General features: G+C 69.7%; 15 protein-coding genes. 3 read left to right on the top strand and 12 right to left on the bottom strand.

From position 1 onward, the window contains the following. Positions 1–53 precede the first annotated feature (53 nt). From ACV7NL_RS22710 to ACV7NL_RS22700, 3 genes are all read right to left on the bottom strand, one after another. A complete protein-coding gene (locus ACV7NL_RS22710) occupies positions 54–545 on the bottom strand; it encodes a DUF2059 domain-containing protein (protein WP_056486560.1) in 492 nt (163 codons plus the stop codon). 173 nt (positions 546–718) lie between these two features. Next, on the bottom strand, positions 719–1,927 hold the full coding sequence (locus tag ACV7NL_RS22705; RefSeq protein ID WP_056486562.1) for an acetyl-CoA C-acetyltransferase: 1,209 nt from the start codon (positions 1,925–1,927) through the stop codon (positions 719–721). Positions 1,928–2,132: 205 nt separating this feature from the next. Further along, the gene (locus ACV7NL_RS22700; protein ID WP_463356947.1) at positions 2,133–3,920 is read right to left on the bottom strand and encodes an acyl-CoA dehydrogenase C-terminal domain-containing protein; all 1,788 of its coding nucleotides are present in this window, start codon (positions 3,918–3,920) and stop codon (positions 2,133–2,135) included. Between the two features lie 307 nt (positions 3,921–4,227). Between ACV7NL_RS22700 and ACV7NL_RS22695 the strand changes: the two genes are divergently transcribed. Both ACV7NL_RS22695 and ACV7NL_RS22690 read left to right on the top strand, forming a co-directional pair. Then, positions 4,228–7,524, top strand: coding sequence for a hypothetical protein (locus ACV7NL_RS22695; protein ID WP_463356946.1), 3,297 nt, complete (start codon positions 4,228–4,230; stop codon positions 7,522–7,524). Between the two features lie 294 nt (positions 7,525–7,818). Beyond that, positions 7,819–8,256, top strand: a complete 438-nt coding sequence (locus ACV7NL_RS22690) for a DUF3429 domain-containing protein (RefSeq protein ID WP_056188523.1) — start codon at positions 7,819–7,821, stop codon at positions 8,254–8,256. Positions 8,257–8,272: 16 nt separating this feature from the next. Here ACV7NL_RS22690 and pdeM read toward each other — a convergent pair whose 3' ends face one another. From pdeM to ACV7NL_RS22675, 3 genes are all read right to left on the bottom strand, one after another. Next, positions 8,273–8,986, bottom strand: coding sequence for a ligase-associated DNA damage response endonuclease PdeM (gene pdeM / locus ACV7NL_RS22685; protein WP_463356945.1), 714 nt, complete (start codon positions 8,984–8,986; stop codon positions 8,273–8,275). 40 nt (positions 8,987–9,026) lie between these two features. After that, a complete protein-coding gene (locus ACV7NL_RS22680; protein ID WP_463357199.1) occupies positions 9,027–11,537 on the bottom strand; it encodes a DEAD/DEAH box helicase in 2,511 nt (836 codons plus the stop codon). Positions 11,538–11,665: 128 nt separating this feature from the next. Then, the gene (locus tag ACV7NL_RS22675) at positions 11,666–12,628 is read right to left on the bottom strand and encodes an alpha/beta hydrolase (protein WP_056188515.1); all 963 of its coding nucleotides are present in this window, start codon (positions 12,626–12,628) and stop codon (positions 11,666–11,668) included. 214 nt (positions 12,629–12,842) lie between these two features. Here ACV7NL_RS22675 and ACV7NL_RS22670 point away from each other — a divergent pair, with 214 nt between their 5' ends. Next, entirely contained in the window at positions 12,843–13,190 is a 348-nt protein-coding gene (locus tag ACV7NL_RS22670) for a DUF6460 domain-containing protein (protein WP_056188512.1), read from the top strand. Positions 13,191–13,283: 93 nt separating this feature from the next. Here ACV7NL_RS22670 and ACV7NL_RS22665 read toward each other — a convergent pair whose 3' ends face one another. The 6 genes from ACV7NL_RS22665 to ACV7NL_RS22640 all read right to left on the bottom strand — a co-directional run bounded on the left by ACV7NL_RS22665 (position 13,284) and on the right by ACV7NL_RS22640 (position 19,529). Next, on the bottom strand, positions 13,284–13,946 hold the full coding sequence (locus ACV7NL_RS22665) for a L,D-transpeptidase (RefSeq protein WP_056188509.1): 663 nt from the start codon (positions 13,944–13,946) through the stop codon (positions 13,284–13,286). A 193-nt stretch (positions 13,947–14,139) separates the two neighbouring features. Next, a complete protein-coding gene (gene nadC / locus ACV7NL_RS22660) occupies positions 14,140–15,018 on the bottom strand; it encodes a carboxylating nicotinate-nucleotide diphosphorylase (RefSeq protein WP_056486572.1) in 879 nt (292 codons plus the stop codon). Between the two features lie 69 nt (positions 15,019–15,087). Then, positions 15,088–16,632 carry an L-aspartate oxidase gene (locus ACV7NL_RS22655; RefSeq protein ID WP_463356944.1) on the bottom strand — a complete coding sequence of 515 codons (1,545 nt, stop codon included), beginning with the start codon at positions 16,630–16,632 and terminating at the stop codon, positions 15,088–15,090. Continuing rightward, entirely contained in the window at positions 16,629–17,690 is a 1,062-nt protein-coding gene (gene nadA, locus ACV7NL_RS22650; RefSeq protein ID WP_463356943.1) for a quinolinate synthase NadA, read from the bottom strand. The genes ACV7NL_RS22655 and nadA overlap by 4 nt, the downstream gene beginning before the upstream one ends. A gap of 151 nt (positions 17,691–17,841) precedes the next feature. Further along, entirely contained in the window at positions 17,842–18,840 is a 999-nt protein-coding gene (locus tag ACV7NL_RS22645) for an NUDIX hydrolase (protein ID WP_463356942.1), read from the bottom strand. A gap of 125 nt (positions 18,841–18,965) precedes the next feature. Then, a complete protein-coding gene (locus tag ACV7NL_RS22640; RefSeq protein WP_056188496.1) occupies positions 18,966–19,529 on the bottom strand; it encodes a sugar O-acetyltransferase in 564 nt (187 codons plus the stop codon). Positions 19,530–19,535: the final 6 nt, after the last annotated feature.

Genomic DNA, 19,535 nt, shown 5'->3' with positions numbered 1-19,535 from the left:
TCCCCCGCGCGCAAGTGGCTTGAGCCGGCCATCGGGACGCCCGCCTTTCCGCCTCAGCGCGCCGGCATCGGCATCGGCGCGCCCGGCGCACCGGTGCCTTGCGAATCCCCGGCCGACGCGATCGCCAGCATGTTGAGGAGCTTGGTGACCGAAGCCTGCGAGACCGCCGTCACCGTGGAGGCCGGATCGGCGTTCACCGCCTGGAACTTCTGGTAGGTCTTGTCGCCGTAGATCTCGGAGAGGTGCTTCAACTCGTCGAGGCTGAACTTCTCCGCATAGGCCTTCGACAGGCCATCCAGCATGGTCTCGCGCTGCTTGTCGAACTCGGCGCGGATCTCCTTGCGGACCGCCTCGGCCTTGTCTTCCTTCATCGGCGCCACGGTCTTTTCGAGGGCCGCCGAGAAACCGACTTCCAGGTTCTTGAGCGTGGTCTTCTGAACCAGGTCCTTGGCAGCGGCGACCCGATCGGCCGCATCATCGGCGCGGGCGGCGATCGGCAGGCACAGGGCCGTGGTCAGGCAGAGGGTGGCGAGCAGGCGCGTCATCGTGGCGTGTCCTCGGAGTTTTTCGGAAGCTTCTTGCTTGTGAGCCCATCGTCGAGCGACGGCGGGCGCCGCCGTCTAACCCACTTGGCCCCCCTTGGGGAGGCGACTCCCGCATCCGCGTGGTCACGGCCCGGTGTTCGCCAAACCCGCCGCATCCCGGATCGCCGCCCCGCTCACACCCGTTCGATGATGGTCGCGGTGCCCATGCCGGCGCCGATGCAAAGCGTGACCAGGGCGCGCTCCTTGCCGGTGCGCTCCAGTTCGTCGAGGACGGTGCCGAGGATCATGGCGCCGGTGGCGCCCAGCGGATGGCCCATCGCGATGGCGCCGCCGCAGACATTGATCCGTGCCGGATCGACATCGAAGGCCTGCTGGAAGCGCAGCACCACTGCGGCGAAGGCCTCGTTGACCTCGAACAGGTCGATGTCGGACAGGCTCATGCCGGCGCGGGCCAGGACCTTCCTGGTCACGTCCACTGGCCCCGTGAGCATCAGGGCGGGGTCCGAGCCGATATTGGCGAAGGCGCGGATGCGGGCGCGGGGCTTCAGGCCAGCCGCGCTGCCGGCCTCGGCCGAGCCGATCAGCACCGCGGCCGCGCCGTCGACGATGCCGGATGAATTGCCGGCGTGGTGGACGTGGTTGACGGTCTCGACATCGGGATGCGCATCGACCGCGACCGCGTCGAAGCCGCCCATCTGTCCCATCTGGACGAAGGACGCCTTGAGCTGGCCGAGAGACTGCATGTCGGTCGAGGGCCGCATGTGCTCGTCGGTGGCGAGCAAGGTGATGCCGTTGATGTCGCGCACCGGCACCACGGCATCGGCGAAGCGGCCCTCGGCCCAGGAGGCGGCGGAGCGCTTCTGCGACTCGACCGCGTAGGCGTCGCAATCGTCCCGGCTGAAACCGTATTTCGAGGCGATGAGATCGGCCGACACGCCCTGGGGCATGAACCACGACTTGATCGCGATGGCGGGATCCACCGGCCAGGCGCCGCCAGAGGCACCGAGGCCGACGCGGCTCATGGATTCGACACCGCCGCCGATGGTCATGTCGTGCTGCCCGGCCATGACCTGCGCGGCGGCGAAGTTCACCGCGTCGAGGCCCGAGGCGCAGAACCGGTTGATCTGCACGCCCGGAACGTGATCGCCGTAATCGGCCACCAGGGCGGCCGCGCGGGCGATGTCGCCGCCGGCCTCACCCACGGGATCGACGCAGCCCAGGATTACGTCGTCGACGCGCCGGGTGTCGAGATCGTTGCGCTCCTTGAGCGCCCGCAGGGCCACTTCGGCGAGACGCAGGGCGGTCACCTCGTGCAGCGAGCCATCGGGCTTGCCGCGTCCCCGGGGGGTGCGGACGTGATCGTAGATGAAGGCCTCGGGCATGCGCGCTTCCCTCTGGGTCGCTCCGATCGGGCGACGGCATTCAAAATCGTTCTCGTATCTCCGTCATTCCGGGGCCGCGAAGCGGAGCCCGGAATCTAGAGCCGCAAACAGATCCAAGGTTTGCCGCGTCGGCGGTTCTGGATTCTGGGTTCGCTCTGCGAGCGCCCCGGAATGACGCGGTAGCCTGAAGGACTGTCGGTCCGGTCTAAAACGCCTCGGCGCCAAGCGCCATCGTCGTCTCGGCCCCGGCCTTGATCCGGACCAGCCGGGTCGCGGTCTCCGGCAGCATCCGTTCCATGTAGAAGCGCCCGACCACAAGCTTGGCGGCCATCGCCTCGGACGGCGCCTCGGCTTGGCGCGCCAGGGCGGCCTTGGCGATGCGGGCCCACATGTAGCCCAAGGCGACGAGGCCGAGCAGGTGCATGTAGTCGGTGGCACCCGCACCAGCATTGTCGGGCTTGGAGAAGGCGTTCTGCATGAACCACATGGTGGCGCCCTGCAGGTCGTTGAGCCCGGCCTGGAGCGGCGCGACGTAGGGCTTCATCGCCTCGTCCTCGCCGTGATCCTTGAGGAAGGTCTGGACCTCGCCGAGGAAGCTCATCATCGCCCGGCCGCCGTCCTTGGGCAGCTTGCGGCCGATCAGGTCCATGGCCTGGATGCCGTTGGCGCCCTCGTAGATCATGGCGATCCGGGCATCGCGCACGAATTGCGACATGCCCCATTCTTCGATGTAGCCGTGCCCGCCGAACATCTGCTGGGCCTCGACCGCGTTGGCGAAGCCGCGGTCGGTCAGCACGCCCTTCACCACCGGAGTCATCAGCCCCATGTGGTCTTCCGCCGCCTGGCGCTGCTTCTCGTCATCCGAGCGATGGCCGATATCGGCCTGCAGCGCGGTCCAGAGCACGAGGGCGCGGGCGGCCTCGTTGAAGGCGCGGATGCCCATCAGGGTCCGGCGCACATCGGGGTGGACGATAATCGGGTCGGCCGCCTTCTCGGGAGCCTTGGCGCCGGTGAGCGCGCGGCCCTGGAGGCGATCCTTCGCGTAGGCGACGGCGTTCTGATAGGCGACCTCGGACTGGCCCAGTCCCTGAATGCCGACCGCGAGGCGGGCCTCGTTCATCATGACGAACATCGCGTTGAGGCCGCGGTTCTCCTGGCCGACCAGCCAGCCCTTGGCGCCGTCGTAGTTCATGACGCAGGTCGAGTTGCCGTGGATGCCCATCTTGTGCTCGAGGGAGCCGCACGAAACCGGGTTGCGCTCGCCCACCGAGCCGTCCGCGTTGACCAGAAACTTCGGCACCACGAAGAGCGAGATGCCCTTGGTGCCGGCCGGGGCGCCTTCGATGCGGGCGATGACGAGGTGGATGATGTTCTCGGACAGGTCGTGCTCGCCGGCCGAGATGAAGATCTTCGTGCCGGTCAGGCTGTAGGAGCCGTCGCCGTTGGGCACCGCCTTGGTCTTGAGGAGGCCGAGATCCGTGCCGCAATGGGGCTCGGTGAGGTTCATGGTGCCGGTCCAGGCGCCCTCCACCATCTTCGGCAGGTAGAGCGATTTCTGCGCCTCGGAGCCGTGCACCTCCAGGGCGGCCATCGCGCCCTGGGTCAGGCCCGGATACATGCCGAGTGCCAGGTTGGCCCCCGAGGCGAATTCCTGGATCGCGCTGTTGAGGGTGTGCGGCAGGGCCTGGCCGCCATAGGCCTCGGGCATCGACAGCCCCATCCAGCCGCCCTGCGCGTAGGCGTCGTAGGCGGCCTTGAATCCCTTCGGTGTCGTGACGCTGCCGTCCGGATGCCGGGTGCAGCCCTCCCGGTCGCCGACGGCGTTCAGCGGGGCCAGCACGGTCTCGGCGAGCTTGGCGCCCTCGTTCAGCACGGCCTCCATCACGTCGGGAGAGGCGTCCGAGAAGCCGCGCAGGTTGTCGTAGCGGTGAAACCCGAGCACGTCGTTCAGCAGGAACAGGACGTCCTCGACCGGTGCCTTGTAGCTGGGCATCGCGCATCATCTCCCGGAAACCGCTGCGGTCCTGACCGACCTTCCGGCCGCCGGCGCACCTGATGGTTCATATCTAAACTATTCTTTGACGAGTGCAATGGGCATGAGCCGGGGCCGCGCACAGATGCGGAGTGCGAGCCGGTAGCGTTCCCCGGCTGTAAACCCGCAATCGACGGCATCTTAACCGGCTGTTTACCAAGACTACCAAATGTCACGGATGATGGATCTGACGTTAACCCGCCGTGTCGGTTCCAGCGGCGGGAGCATTCGCGGATCGAGCCATGGACTTCGCCAGTCAGGTTTGACGATGACACGCAACGCCACGCTCAACCTCGAAGGCTTCGATCCCGACGTTCTCGAGGCGGCGCGCGACGTCGCACGCCGCGCGGGCGTTCCGGTCGAGACTTGGATCGCCTCCATCGTCGAACCCGGCGCCCTCGTCGCGTCGCCGTCAGCCATCCCTTCCTCTGTCCACGTGCCGGCGCCCGAAAAGCCCCGTCAGGCCGAACCGGTCGACAGCCCGCACCCGATTCCACCGGCGGAGGAATCACCGGCGTCGCCCCCCGGCATGAACGCGGCCCTCGCGGAGATGATGCGGCGTCTCGACGGCATCGACCAGCGCATCGCCTCGGAGACCAAGCCGTCCCCGGACATCCAGGACTGGCCCCCCGCGCGGCCCGAGGAGCCCCGCATCGCTTCGGCCGAGACCGGTAGTCCCCCGGGCGACGCGATGGCCGAACGCCTCGCCGCGATCGAGCGCCGGATGAACGAACTCGGCGAGCAGATCGCCACGCCGCGTCCCCTCGGCCGTCGCGGCCGGCCGGCCGTCACCGAGGTCCGCGAAGCGGTCAGCGAGATCCGCCAGCGCCAGCGCGAACTCGCCGGTGGCGTCGTCGCATCCGCGCCGGTCGTCGCCCCCGAGCCCCGCTCCGACGCTGCAGTCGATTCCGTCGCCATCGCCGAGTTGCAGACAGAGACTCTGCGGCTGCGTGAATCGATCGGAAGCCTCGCCAGCGGCCGTGATGTCGGCGCCCTCGAGAAGGCGATGCACGCCCTCGCGGCCGACGTCCAGAAGGTCCAGGCCCCGTCCGACCTCGCCGCCATCGCGGCCCCCATCGAGGCCATCCGGGCCCAGGTCGAGCGCCTGGCCGAGGATGTCGCCGAGAACGTCCACGCCCGCGTCGCTGCCGATGTCGAGCGCCTGGCCGCCAAGATGGACGGCGTCGCTCCCGGCTTCGCCGAACAGGATGTGCTGGCCGGCCTGTTCCGCGAACTCGACGAGATCCGCCGCCTGATCGGGTCGCTGCCCGGGCTCGAGCGGATTCAGAGCCTCGCCGTCGGCCTCCAGTCGATCAGCAACCAGATCTCCCAGCTCCACGAGGGGATGCCGGGCGAGACCACGGGGCTTGCCGAGCTTCGTCCGCTCCTGGAGGAGATCCGCCTCGGGCTCCGGTCGCGGTCGGATGCCGGCATCGGCGAGCAGATCAAGAAGATGAGCGTCAAGCTCGATGCCCTCCGGGGCAGCGGCGAGACGGTGTCGTACAATGATTCCGACGCGATCCTTCATCGCATTGATGCCCTGGCCGAGACGGTCGAGCGGGTCAGCATCAACCCGGTCGGCGACCTGATCGGCCGCCTCGAAGATCTCGGGGCGACCCTGCGCCGACCCGCGATGCCGGACGAGAATCTCGCCTCCATCCACGGCATGCTCCACGAGCTGACCGTCAAGCTCGATCGCATCGGCACGAGCGAGGGTCCGCGCGACGAGGGCCTCGACGCCCTGGAGCAGCAGGTCCTGGCCCTGGCCGGACGCATCGACACCCGCGACGCAGACCCGGCGCTCGCCGGTCTTCAGCGGACCATGACCGACCTGCTCGATCAGGTCTCGGCCCTGCGGGCCGAGGCGCCGATCGAGGCCGCGGTGGAGCGCGCAGCGCGCAATGCCGTCGCCGAAACCATGGGGTCGGCGGCCGAAACCGGCGAAGTCGCCCTACTGCGGGCCAGCCTCGCCGACCTGCGCGCCCATCAGGTCGCGTCCGAGCAGCGGATGCAGTCGACGCTTACCGGCGTCTACGCGGCTCTGGAGCGTCTCGTCGGCCGCGTCGGCCCGACGGATGCGGAGATCGCGGCCCCCCGTTCGGGCAAGGACGCGCCGGACACGGAAACAACCGAGACCCTTGCCGCCGCCGCTGCGGCGAGACCGGTTCGGCGCCCGGCCGAGATGCGCGCCGGCCGCCCGGCCTCCGCCGGTCCCGACCTGCCGCTGGAGCCGGGAGCGGGACGTCCGGGCCGCGAGCGCCCCGCCGATCGGCTCGGCACCGACGAGGCTCAGAGCGCCGGCGACAGCGACATCAAGACCAGCTTCATCGCCGCGGCCCGGCGGGCCGCCCAGGCCGCCCAGGCCGAGGCTTCGGGACAGTCCGCAATCTCGGCGGCTCAGGCGCAGCGGGACAACACCCAGGCCTCCGATCCGCGCGGCCGTCTCGCGCGCTTCCGCAGCGGCATCGACCGCCGCCGCAAGCCGCTCCTGCTTGGACTGGCCGCCGTGGTGTTGCTGCTCGGCGCCCTCCAGGCCCTGACCGCCAAGAAGACCGCCGGCACCGATCAGCTCGCGGGCGAGCCCGTCGCGGCCGTATCCACACCCCAGGGTGGCCCCGCCGGCGTTGCCGCGAAGACCACGCAGGGCGCGGTCAACGCCGATGGGGTGGCGGCCGCATCGAAGCCGCAGGACGGCCAGGGCACGGCGGCGGCGATCCCCGATCCCCAGACCACGCAATCCCTCGGCGACAGTCGAGCGTCCCCCGAGAGTTCCGGCGCCAAGCCCGCGAGCCCGATCGGACCGGGCGCGGCCCGCCCCCCGCTGCCGCGCGTCGCCTCCATGGCAACCCTGTCCTCCGAGCTCGGCGTCGTTCCGGCAACCCTGAGCAAGCTGCGCCAGGCCGCCCTCGAGGGCGATACGGCTGCCGCCTACGATCTCGCCAGCCGGGCCAGCGAGGGCCGCGGCATGGTGCGCAACCCGGTTCTGGCCGGGAAGATCTACGAGCAGGTGGCCGCGAGCGGCTTCGCGCCGGCCCAGTACAAGCTTGGAAACCTCTACGAGAAGGGGATCGGCGTTACCCGCGACCTCGCACAGGCGAAACTCTGGTACGGGCGAGCGGCGGACCTCGGCAACGCCCGCGCCATGCACAACCTCGCGGTCATTCACGCCGAGAACCCCGCTGCGGCGGGCAAGCCCGACTTCGCCACCGCATCCGGCTGGTTCAAGCGCGCCGCCGCATTCGGCCTGCGGGACAGCCAGTACAATCTGGCGGTGCTCTATGCCCGCGGCATGGGCGTGCAGCAGGATCTGGTCCAATCCTACCTCTGGTTCTCCGCCGCTGCGGCGCAGGGCGACGAGGACGCCGGGAAGAAGCGTGACGACGTGGCGGCCAAGCTGGAGCCGAAGGATCTGGCCGCCGCCCGCGCCCAGGCCGAGGCTTTCAAGGCGAAGGTGCCGGAGCCGAGCGCCAACGCCGTTCCAGCGCCGGCCGTGACCGAGAACACCATGAGCCTTCTCGGAGCACCGCCACCGACCACGGCGATCCCGCCCGGCCGCCGGACCTGACGCTGCATCTCGCTTCCGAGCCCATGCTTCAGCCCGGCTGCCGCTGGGCGCACGCCACGGTGCCGGGTTCGGGGGGCCTGCGAGCTTCTGCCGCCGTCTCGCAATGCAGCGAACCGGGCTTTTCGGGCGTTGAAAAGTCGGTGATCCTCTAAAAGGAGACCGGTGACGGAGCTGCACGCCAGACCCGGCCCGGCTTTCCCATCCTGGTAAATCCACTCCGGAATCATCCATCCCGGAGATATCCATGCCGGAATACATGCCGCCGGTCGCGGCGTTCGGAAGAGCGGAGAACTGATGGCGCGCCTGACGTCGGTCCCACCGGCCGCCCTCATCCTGGGGATCGCCGGGCTGATTCCCTTCCTGGGGTTCGCGCTGCTCTCGGTCAGCGGCTCCGATGGCGGTCTCAGCACCATCGGCCTCAGCCCACGCCTCGTGCTCTCGACCTACGGCGCCGTGATCGCGTCCTTTCTCGGCGGCATCCGCTGGGGAGCGGCCGCCGCACGGAATTCCGGCAGCGCCGACTATGCCATCGCCATCCTGCCCTCGCTGATCGCCTGGGCGGCCTTGGCCGCACCGGCCCCCTGGGACCTGCGCATCCTCGGTATCCTGGTCCTGGCCTGGGGCTTCGTCGACCAGGACTTGCCCCGCCGCGGCCTGGTCCCGGTCTGGCTCGGGCGCCTGCGCCTCGTCCTGTCGGGCGTCGCTGGCGCGTCGCTGCTGATCGCGGCCTGATCGACCGGCCCCCGCCTCAATCCTTGCTGAGCATCGCCTTGCCGATGGCGAAGACGCGGCCGTCGCCGAGGAGATGGGCGGTGAAGCCGGCGGGAAACAGCGGCTCGAAGATCGGGTTGCGGACGTTGAGACCGCCCGCGTAGGCGCCGAAGGCCGGCATGATCATGCGACGGCCATCGGTGACGAAGCAGCGGCGGCGCACCGCCTGGCCGCGCATCGCGACCTTGCCGCAGGGGTGGAGATGCCCGGCGATCTCGCCCTCGGGCGCGTCGGGGGTCGGCTCGTGACGCAGGGTCAGCCCGCCGAGAATCAGCGTCTCGGCGTAGCGTCCGCCGACGCCCTCGCTCACCGCGTGATCGTGGTTGCCGGCGATCCAGACCCAGTCGCGCCCGTCCTGGAGCGCGGCCACCATGGCGCGGTCGCCGGGCTCCATCCGCTCGGGGCCGCGCGCATCGTGGAAGGAATCGCCGAGCGCCACGACGCAGGCTGGATCGAGGCGGACCACCGCCTCGTGCAGGCACGCCAGGGTTTCGCGGGTGTCGTAGGGCGGCAGGAACTGGCCCGAGCGAGCCGCGAAGGCCGAGCCCTTCTCCAGGTGCAGATCGGACACGATCAGGGTCCGGTGAGCGGCGAGCCAGAGACCGCCGCAGAGGTCGAGGGCCAGGGTTTCGCCGGCGAGGGTCAGGCCGGGGGCCTTCGTGGTCTTCTCAAGTCTCTGGCCGAGCGCCAAAACCGCATCCTCTGTCTTCGGGAAGGGGGGCCTCACCCGCTCAAGCCAGCGCTTCTTCAAGCAACTGCGCCTCGGCTTCGGCCAGGATCTCGTCCGCGCCCTCGCCGTAGACCCGTTCACGCCCGATTTCGAGCATCACGGAGACGGAGAGCGGCGAAACGCGATCGAGTCCCTTGTGGATGATTCGCCCCTGGATGCGCCTCAACATCATACCGAGGCGCTTCACGTCGAGGAGTCCGGTTGCCGCATCCTGGCGCGCGGCCCTGAGCAGAAGGTGGTCCGGCTGGTGCTTGCGCAGCACGTCGTAGACCAGATCGGTCGACATCGTGACTTGGCGTCCGGTCTTGGCCTGGCCGGGATAGCGACGCTCGATCAGACCGGCGATGACCGCGCATTGGCGGAAGGTGCGCTTCATCATGGCGGATTCGTCGAGCCAGGCTTCGAGGTCGTCGCCCAGCATGTCCTCAGCGAACAAACCCTCGAGAAAATCGGTTTCGCGCCCGATGCGCTCGCCGACATCCCGGTTGAGCCAGATCGCGATGCCGTAATCGTTGGCGGCAAAGCCGAGGGGCCGCATCCGCGCCCGCTCCAGGCGCCGGGTCAGCAGCATGCCCAGCGTCTGATGCGCCAGTCGCCCCTCGAACGGAAAGGCCGTGAGATAGAAGCGCCCGGCCCGCGGAAACGTCTCGACCAGCAGGTCGCGCGCGCCCGGGAGGATCGAGCGGCTGCGCTGCTGCACCAGATAATCGGCCACCTGCTTCGGCAAACGGTCCCATTCCAAGGGATCGGCAATCAGCGCCCGGACCCGGTCGGCGAGGAAGGTCGAGATCGGGAATTTGGCGCCGGCATAGGACGGGATAGCGGGGTCGGTGCCGGGACCGGCGCGGGTCGCCAGCGCCTCGTCCTCGGCGAGGCCCTCGAAGCGCAGGACTTCGCCGGCGAACAGGAAGGTATCGCCCGGGGTCAGGGTGTCGGCGAAGTCCTCTTCGATCTCGCCCAGCACCCGGCCGCCCTTCGGCAGGATCGCCCCGGGCTTGCCGCGCACCCCGCGCGCCAACCGGACCTTGACCTTGGCCGATTCGACGATGGTGCCGACGTTCATCCGGTACTGCTGGGCGATGCGGGCATCGCGCACCCGCCACAGGCCGTCCGGCCCCCGCAGGATCTTGGCGAAGCGCTCATAGGCGCGCAACGCGTAGCCGCCGGTGGCGACGTAATCGACCACTGCCTCGAAATCCTCCCACGACAACGTCGCGTAGGGCGCGGCCGAGGTGATCTCCTCGTAGAGCCGGACCGGATCGAAGGCGTCGGCGCAGGCCATGCCGAGGACGTGCTGGGCCAGGACGTCCGGGGCGCCGAGGCGGGCATCCGGCGTGTCCTGGGCGGCCGCTTCCACGGCGTCGAGGGCCGCCTGGCACTCCAGCATCTCGAACCGGTTCGCCGGCACGAGGTAGGCCTTGGAGGGCTCGTCCATGCGGTGATTGGCGCGGCCGATGCGCTGCATGATCCGGCTGGCGCCCTTCGGGGCGCCGATATTCACCACGAGGTCGACATCGCCCCAGTCGATGCCGAGGTCCAGGGTGGCGGTGCAGACGATGGCCCGCAACTGCCCGGCCGCCATGGCGGCCTCGACTCGCCGGCGTTGCGTCGCATCGAGCGAGCCGTGGTGCAGAGCGATCGGATAGTTCTCCTCGTTGATCCGCCACAACTCCTGGAAGGTGTACTCCGCCTGAAGCCGGGTGTTGACGAAGACCAGCACGGTCCTGTGCTGTCCGATGAGGTCGTAGATCGCGGGCATCGCCTGCCAGGCCGTGTGGCCGGCGAGCGGCAGGGTCAGGCCCGTGTCGAGCATGCGCAGGTCGGGCGCCGCGCCGCCCTTGACGACCACCAGTTCGGCCATGGCCGGCCGTGACCCGCCCTCCCTTCCGGGGCAGGGCGGTCGCGGAGCGACCGGGAGAGGGGCCGCGCTGATCCCTCCGGATGGGGTGGTGCTTCCCTCTCGCGAATCCACCCGTGGGTCACCCTCTCCCGCAGAGGGGGGAGGGTTGGGCGCCTGCGGGACCAGATAGCGACGCAGCTCGTCCGGCTCGCGCACGGTCGCGGACAATCCGATAGCGGTCAGGCCCGGACTGAGCCGATGCAGCCGCGCCAGGGCGAGGGCCAGCAGATCCCCGCGCTTCGAGGTCACCAGGGCGTGCAGTTCGTCGAGGACGACGCAGGACAGATTGGCAAACAGGTCGGCCGCCTCGCGATGGGCGATCAGCAGGGCGAGCTGTTCCGGTGTGGTCAGCAGGATATCGGGCGGACGCGCGATCTGCCGGGTGCGCTTGTGCGAAGGCGTGTCACCGGTTCGCGTCTCGACCTGGATGCCGAGCCCCATTTCGGCAACCGGCGCGTCGAGATTGCGCGCGATATCGACCGCCAGCGCCTTGAGGGGCGAGATGTAGAGCGTGTGCAATCCGGACCGCTTGGCCGAAGGCGGTCGCTCCGCCAGGGCGGTCAGGCTCGGAAGGAAGCCCGCCAGGGTCTTGCCCGCGCCGGTCGGCGCCACCAGGAGCGCCGAGCGCCCACCCCGCACGATGTCGAGCAGGTCGAGCTGGTGCGGACGCGGCGTCCAGCCGCGCGATGCGAACCAAGTCGCGAAGCGCTGCGGAAGCAGGGACCTAGCCGGGGGCTTGCTCAGGCCAGGGCCATCAGGAAGCGGTCGATCAGTTCGAGGGCGCGCTCCGTCATGGCCCCCGGATACCGGACGAAGACGTGGCATCCGCCGGCATAGATCGCCGTGTGCCCGCCATTGCCGGCCGCGGCCCAGCGCGCTGACATGTAGAGCGTGTCGTCGAGGAGCGGATCGTGGGTGCCCACCGTGAACAGCGCCGGCGGCAGGCCCTTCAGGTCCGCATAGACCGGCGACACGTCGGGTCGACGCCGATCGATGCCGTCGCGGACGTAGACGTCGGCGAAGCGGGTCAGGTCTTCGGTGTTCACCACCAGGCGCTGGTCGCCCCAGTTGCGCACGCTCGGGGTCAGCCCGAGATCGAAGAAGCCCGCGTTGAGGTTGGCACCCCGAAAGGCGCGCGGCAGCCCGTGCCGGTCCCGCAGGCGCAGCAGCACCATCACGGCGAGTTGCGCGCCGGCGGACTCGCCGCCGACGGTCAGCGCATTGACGCCGAACTCGGCGCGGCCCGGGCCGGCCAGCCACAGGGCGGCCGCCTCGCAATCCTCCAGGGCCGCCGGGTACGGGTGTTCCGGCGCCAGGCGATATTCCACCGACAGGCAGACGAAGCCGCACACGTCGGCGATGCGCTCGAGCCACGGGTCCTGCTCGTCGGCCGAGCCCCACACCCACCCGCCGCGATGGATGTGCAGGTAGGCGCCGCGCAGCTTCGTCCACTTCTTCGGATCGGGGCGGATGACGCGCAGCGCCAGGGGTCCCGCCGGTCCGTCGATGGTTAGAATTTCGGCCCGGGCGCTGCGGGGCATGGCCGGAGAGGCCTGGGTGCCCTGGCGGCGGCGGGCGCGGACCTCGGTGATCGGGATCGTCCAGGGATCGGCCTGCGCCGCATGCGCCGCCACGATCTCCTCGTTGAGACGCTTGGTCTCGGGATCGATCATCGCCGGATCGAACAGGGCGTGGTCGATCATGAATCGGTTCGTTTCATTGACGCGTCAGTCGGTAGGGCGAAAATCTGATCGTAAGATGGGACCGTGCATGGAGCGGTGCCATCCATCCCATGTGCGAAACCGCCTAACGCGCGCATACGCGATGGGTTTCGTCGGACCTGTGTCGCTTCCGTCACGGTTCCGCCGGCTTCCCCGCGTTGGACAGGCGGCACAGCCCCGTCTCAGGACAGACCGCATGACCCTCGACCACGATCCACGGCGCCCGCCGCCCTATCCGGGGCAACCCTATGCCGGCGCGCCTTTCCCGGCGCACGACCGACGCTCGGCTGTGCGGCGCTTCCTCGGCGGCTCACCGGCGGCCGTATTCCTGAAGCTGCTGTTCCTGTCCGTCCTGGTCGGTGCCGTGATGGCGATGCTCGGCGTCACGCCCGGCCTGCTGTTCTGGCACGCCTACGACGCGATGCGCCGCCTGATCGACCTCGGGCTCGACACCTTCCACGATTTCGGACGCTGGATCCTGGCCGGAGCGGTGGTGGTGGTGCCGCTCTGGCTCCTGTCGCGCTTCTTCGCGGTCTCGAAATAGGCTGGGCCGGCGCGTGAACGAAACAGGGGCCGGCGTTTCCGCCGACCCCTCGTTCCACCGAGCCCGTGAAAGGTCGCTGACGACCGGAGTCGATCAGCGCTGGACGATGACCTTCGCGCCGACCTTGGCGCGGGTGTAGAGGTCGGCCACGTCGTCGTTGGTCATGCGGATGCAGCCCGACGACACGGCGGTGCCGATGGTCTCCGGCTCGTTCGAGCCGTGGATGCGGTAGATCGAGTTGCCGAGATACATGGCGCGGGCGCCGAGCGGGTTCTCGATGCCGCCCTTCATGAAGCGCGGCAGATCGGGGCGGCGACGCAGCATCTCCGACGGCGGGCGCCAATCCGGCCACTCGCGCTTCATCGTGATGGTCTGAACGCCACCCCAGGTGAAGCCCGGACGACCGACGCCGACGCCGTAGCGCAGGGCCTTGCCGTCACCCAGCACGTAGTACAGGCGGCGCTCGGCAGTGGAGACCACGATGGTGCCGGGCGCGTAGCTGCCGGCGAAGGCGACTTCCTCGCGCTGGATGGCCGACATCTGCGGCACCGCCGAAGCCGGGCTCATCGGGTCGGCAGGCAGGGAGGCGTTGGCGGTCGGCAGGGCGACGGGCTCGTTCTGTGGACGCACCCGGATCACCAGGGCGTTGTCGAGCGGCTGCCGGGTCAGGGGGTCGATCTCGTAGGCGGCAGCGGGCGACGCCCACGCGCCCAGCGCGCAGACGAGCCCGGTCAGGGCGGGGGCGAAACGGCGCATCGGAGCCTCTCGAAGGCGAACGAAATCTATGGAAACGATCTGGAAAACTTGACGCACGCTACGGCGCGAAGTGTGCCCAAGACGTAAACGCTCACGCTTCAAAGCCAAGCTCTATTCGCACCGCAACGACGCTTGCGCGCGCGTCGTGATTTCATGGCAACACCGTGGCGTCGTTGCTGCTGCGCGAGGTGGCTCAGGCGGCGTCCAGGCCCAGATCGATGATCGGTGCGCTGTGGGTGATCCAGCCGCAGGAGATCAGGTCGACGCCCGACGCCGCGACAGCCCCGACGGTGTCGCGGTTGATCCGGCCGGACGCCTCGGCGATGGCCCGCCCGTCGATCATCGCCACGGCCTCGGCCAGTTGCTGCGGCGTCATGTTGTCGAGGAGCACCGCATCGGCGCCGACCGAGAGCGCCTGGGCCAACTGTTCCAGGGTGTCGACCTCGACCTCGATCTTGACCAGATGGCCCGCATAGGCCCGCGCCCGCTCGATGGCCGGGACGATCCCGCCGGCCACCGCCACGTGATTGTCCTTGATCAGCACCGCATCGTCGAGGCCGTAGCGGTGGTTGGAGCCGCCCCCGGCGCGGACTGCGTGCTTCTCCAGCGCCCGCAGCCCCGGCGTGGTCTTACGGGTGCAGACGATGCGCGCCTTGCCGTGGGGGCGGGCCGCCTCGACGAGCGACGCGGTGGCGGTGGCGACACCCGACATCCGGCACAGGAGGTTCAGGGCGACCCGTTCCGCCGTCAGGATGGCCCGGGCCGGCCCGGCGAGGCGGATCACCACATCGCCCGGCTTCACCCGGGCGCCGTCGCCGCGCTCGACGCTGACCGATACGCTCGGATCGATCAGCCCGAAGGCGATCGTCGCCGCATCGACGCCGGAGATGACGCCATCCTGGCGCGCCGCGATGACGCCTTCCAGCCGCGCGCTGGACGGGACGATCGCGTCCGTGGTGATGTCCCCCGCCCGGCCGAGGTCTTCGAGCAGGGCCGCCCGGACGATGGGCTCCACCATGATGTGGGGCAGGGGCACGAGGTTGGTGCGGTCGGCGTTGGTGCGGTCGGGCATGATCCAGCTTCCGAAGAGGGGAACGAGGCGCGCGACCGCCGCGTCGTGGCAGGGCGGAGCGCGCCGGTGTCAGGCGGCGACGACGTCCCGGCCCGGTTCGAGGGCGTCCGCCATCGTCCAGAGGTCCGACAACGACATCTCCGTGTGCGCCGGCGCCATCTGCTGGGGATGATCGCTGCGCCAATGCGCGCCGCGGCTCTCCCGCCGCGACAAGGCGGAAGCCGCGATCGCGAGGCCCGTCAGGGCCGCGTCGCAACCGGCCCTGGCCGCTGGCGCAAGATGGCGGACCGCCTCGGTGAGCCCGTCCGCGTCGCGCACCACGCCGGCCTGACGCTCCAGGATGCGGCGCAGAGCCTCGCGATCCGAGTCGACACGCCGCTCCATCGGTTCGGCGCGGGCATAACCCGGCGCCGCCACACCGGAGACCGCCTCGGCGATCCACGGCGCGAACGCCATCGCTTCGAGGAGGGAGTTGCTGGCGAGGCGATTGGAGCCGTGCAGCCCCGTCGAGGCGACCTCGCCGCAGGCGAACAGTCCCGGTACGGTGCTGGCTCCGCTGCCGTCCACCTTCACGCCGCCCATATGGTAGTGGGCGGCCGGTCGGACCGGGATCGCTTGTGTCCGCGGGTCGATTCCGGCCTCGGCACAGAGGCCGGCCACGGTGGGGAACCGCAGCGGCATCCGGGCACCGAGATCGCCCCGGCAATCGAGGAACACCCGGGCGCCGCGGGCCAGGGCCTGGAAGATCCCGCGTGCCACGACGTCCCGGGGCGCGAGATCGCCGCCGGCGATACCCGCCATTACGGGCGCGCCGGTCTCGTCGATCAGGCTGGCGCCTTCGCCGCGCAGGGCTTCCGTCGCCAACGGCATGGGATCGGCGCCGGTGGCGATGGCGGTGGGGTGGAACTGCACGAACTCCATGTCGCGCAGGATCGCCCCGGCCCGGGCCGCCAGGGCGAGGCCGCGCCCGGTGGCTCCCCGTGGATTGGTGGTCGAGGCATAAAGCGCGCCGACGCCGCCGGTCGCCAGAACCACGGCGCGTCCCGGCAGGGCGAAACGCGCGCCGTCGCGTTCGCAGATCACACCGGCCACGGCCCCGGACGAATCCCGCATCAGATCGCGGGCCGAGGCCGCCAGGACGGAGATGGACGCTGTCCGGCCGACCGTGCGCACCAGCGTCTCGAGCACGATCCGACCGGTGGAATCGCCACCCGCCCGCACGATGCGGCGCCGGGAATGGGCCGCTTCGAGTCCGAGGGCGAGGGCACCGGCGGCATCCCGATCGAACGGCGCCGCCAGTGCGACCAGCCAGTCGATCAGGCCGGGGCCGGCGGCGGCCACGCGCAGAGCCACGTCGGATTCCGTCAGTCCGGCGCCCGCCGCGACCGTATCCGCCGCATGGAGAGCCGGCGCGTCGTCATCGCCCATGGCGGCGGCGATGCCCCCCTGGGCCCAGCCCGTCGCGGTGCCGATCCCCAGGGGAGCGGCGGTGACGAGCGTGACGGGGCGCGGCGCGAGGCGCAGCGCCGTGGCGAGACCGGCGATCCCGGCGCCGACCACGATGATCCGGTCCGAGGCCGGCAGCGTGAAGGAGAACGGGGCGTGCGCGTTCATCGCGTCCGCACCGCGAGCATGCGTTCCACCGCCATCCGGGCGCGCTCGGCGAGTTCGGGCTCCACCGTGACCTCGTGCGTCATGGTCTCCAGGGCGTGGCGGATGTTCTTGAGGCTCATGCGCTTCATGTGCGGACACAGGTTGCAGGGCTTGATGAACTCGATGTCGGGATTGGCCGCCGCGATGTTGTCGCCCATCGAGCACTCGGTCACGAGCACCACCTGCTTGGGGCGCTTTTCCAGCACGAAGTTCATCATCATCGCGGTGGAGCCGGAGAAATCAGCCTCGGCGACGACCTCGGGCGGGCATTCCGGGTGGGTGATGACGGTGACGCCCGGATAGCTTTCGCGCACCTCGCGGATGTCGGCGGGCGTGAACTGCTCGTGCACCTCGCAATGGCCGGCCCAGGTCAGAATCTCGATCTCGGGCACCATCGCCTGGACGTTCTGGGCCAGGAACTCGTCCGGGATCATCAGCACGCGCGGTGCGTTCAGCGAGCGCACCACCTCGACCGCGTTGCCGGAGGTGCAGCACAGGTCGGATTCCGCCTTCACGGCCGCCGAGGTGTTGACGTAGGTCACGATCGGAACGCCGGGGTACTGGGCTCGGAGGCCGCGCACATCGGCTGCCGTGATCGAATCGGCCAGCGAGCAGCCGGCGCGCGTATCGGGAATGAGGACGGTCTTGCCGGGGTTCAGAAGCTTGGCCGTCTCCGCCATGAAGTGCACACCGGCGAGCACGATCACGTCGGCGTCGACCGTCACCGCCTCGCGGGCGAGCGCCAGGCTGTCGCCGACGATGTCGGACACCGTGTGGAAGATCTCCGGCGCCTGATAGTTGTGGGCCAGGATGACGGCGTTGCGGGTCTTCTTCAGTTCGAGGATCGCGGCGACATCCTCGGCCAGGGCCGGCCACTCGATCGCCGGGATATGACGGCTCACGCGGGCGTAGATGTCCGGCAGTGGGAAGCCGGCGGGGAGAGGTTGATTCGCAGGAACGCCCTGGCTCCCAGGAAGCCCCTGGAAAGTCGGCGTGATCGGGAAACTGGTCGCTGCCATTGCGCGTCCTCACTTATGCTCAATCTGAGCATTGTGCCGACTAACGTAGGCGGCGCCGGACCCGTTGTCCAGATATGCAGGGTTTGAGCATAACGTTTTTGCGGCGCGAAAATGACGCTGCACTGCAAATGTCATTGCGGCCTGTCGGGGGTCAGGCGGGGCGACGAACCGCGCGTAGACGGAACCCGGGGGCGGGGCGTTCGAGCAGGACTTCCCTCCGGAAGCGCACCAATCGGGCGGGTCGACCGGTCGCCCCGCTGTTGATCGCGTCCGTCTCTTCGACGAGTCCCTGCTGGGCCACGAGCCGTCGGAAATTCTGCTTGTGCAGGTTCGTGCCGGACAGGGCCTCGACGGTCCGTTGAAGCTGGAACAGGGTGAAGGTGGGCGGCATCAGCTCGAACACCACGGGTCGATACTTGATCTTGCCGCGCAAGCGCCCGATGGCCGTGGCCAGCACCCGGCGATGATCGAGGGCCATGGGCTGGCCCGTCGTTCTCCGGTCCCCGTCCTGCGCCTCGCCGGACTGGCCCTGGGCTTCCGGGATCAGCCCGGCCTCGAACAGGAGTTCGTAGCGCTCCAGCACGCGCTCTTCGTTCCAGGTGCCGCCGCACAGCCCGAAGGTCAGGGCGAGCCGGTCCTCGCGCCGGCGGCGCAACTTCGGATCGGTGGCCGTTTCCATCCAGGCCAGGAGCTTGGCCTCGATTTCGCCGAGCGATTCGGGACGGCCCTCCCGCCAATCCTCCCACGGCAGGTAGCGGTACCAGTTCCGCCAGGACGCCTCGGCCAGGCCCCCGGGGCGGACCTCGCGCACCAGGGCGAGATAGGCGACCGAGAGCGAGTGCAGTCCCCCGGCATCGTCCCCCTGCCGGTCGCGGTCTCCGAAGGTGTAGAGTTGCTCGACATAGCCGAGCCGCTGATGCGTCTGCCGCTCGACCCAGGCCCGCAGGCCACGCTCCAAAGTCGGGTGTTCCGGCACGAGCGGCCCCGCCGGCAGCCCATCGGAGCGGCCCTTCGCCTGCCCGCCGACCTGGACGGTGAGGGCGCGCGGTTCGCCATCGGTGGCCGCGATGATGACGGCCACCAGTCCCACGGCCGACGGATTGGAAAGAGCCCCCTCCTGGTGCCGCTGGGTCTCCTCCGCCGTGGTCACGCCGTCCGATCCTCGCCCGATCCGATTGGTCCGCAGTGCTCATCGCATATCGGGGACGCGTGATGAACGTGGAAAATCGACCGCGGACGGGCGGTCCCTGCGTGACCGGCCTTCGAGGACAGGATTCAGCCCTGAGGGCCGGGGAGCGCGCGGGCCGGGTTCCCGACGACGGTCGCACCCGGCGCGACGTCGCGGGTCACCACGCTGCCGGCCCCGACGATGGCGTGGTCGCCCACCGTGATCCCCGGCAGGATGATCGCGCCGCCGCCGATCCAGACGTTGCGACCGATCCGGATCGGCCGGGCGAACTCCAGGCCGGCTTCACGCGGACCCGGCTCCCGCGGGTGATCGGGCGTGAGGATCTGGACACCGGGACCGATCTGCGTGCGGTCGCCGATGCTAACGGGCGCGCAATCCAGGATGACGCAGCCGAAATTGAGAAACACATGCGCGCCGAGGCTGATGTGCAGCCCGTAATCGCAGTGGAACGGCGGACGGATCACCGCGCCCTCACCGACGGCGGCGAGGCGTTCGCGCAGGAGATCGCGTCGTATGGCGGGCGTTTCGGCGAGTGCCGCGTTGTAGCGCTGCATCCACGCCTTGCAGGCATGAGCGTCGGCGTGAAGCTCCGCGTCGTCCGGGTCGTAGATCTCTCCGGCCAGCATCTTCTGCTTCTGGGTTCGGCTCATGCGCGG

The sequence above is a fragment of the Methylobacterium sp. Ger2507 genome (assembly GCF_055231875.1).
The sequence above is the reverse complement of the archived record's forward strand: the minus strand, read 5'-3'. Positions and strand labels throughout refer to the sequence as shown.

Bases quoted from the DNA above. Each gene is read 5' to 3' on its own strand.
- ACV7NL_RS22690 (WP_056188523.1), top strand. From the start codon at position 7,819: ATGGCGCGCCTGACGTCGGTCCCACCGGCCGCCCTCATCCTGGGGATC.
- ACV7NL_RS22640 (WP_056188496.1), bottom strand. From the start codon at position 19,529: ATGAGCCGAACCCAGAAGCAGAAGATGCTGGCCGGAGAGATCTACGAC.
- ACV7NL_RS22705 (WP_056486562.1), bottom strand. From the start codon at position 1,927: ATGCCCGAGGCCTTCATCTACGATCACGTCCGCACCCCCCGGGGACGC.
- ACV7NL_RS22665 (WP_056188509.1), bottom strand. From the start codon at position 13,946: ATGCGCCGTTTCGCCCCCGCCCTGACCGGGCTCGTCTGCGCGCTGGGC.
- nadC (WP_056486572.1), bottom strand. From the start codon at position 15,018: ATGCCCGACCGCACCAACGCCGACCGCACCAACCTCGTGCCCCTGCCC.
- nadA (WP_463356943.1), bottom strand. From the start codon at position 17,690: ATGGCAGCGACCAGTTTCCCGATCACGCCGACTTTCCAGGGGCTTCCT.
- ACV7NL_RS22700 (WP_463356947.1), bottom strand. From the start codon at position 3,920: ATGCCCAGCTACAAGGCACCGGTCGAGGACGTCCTGTTCCTGCTGAAC.
- ACV7NL_RS22675 (WP_056188515.1), bottom strand. From the start codon at position 12,628: ATGATCGACCACGCCCTGTTCGATCCGGCGATGATCGATCCCGAGACC.
- ACV7NL_RS22710 (WP_056486560.1), bottom strand. From the start codon at position 545: ATGACGCGCCTGCTCGCCACCCTCTGCCTGACCACGGCCCTGTGCCTG.
- ACV7NL_RS22670 (WP_056188512.1), top strand. From the start codon at position 12,843: ATGACCCTCGACCACGATCCACGGCGCCCGCCGCCCTATCCGGGGCAA.
- ACV7NL_RS22655 (WP_463356944.1), bottom strand. From the start codon at position 16,632: ATGAACGCGCACGCCCCGTTCTCCTTCACGCTGCCGGCCTCGGACCGG.
- ACV7NL_RS22695 (WP_463356946.1), top strand. From the start codon at position 4,228: ATGACACGCAACGCCACGCTCAACCTCGAAGGCTTCGATCCCGACGTT.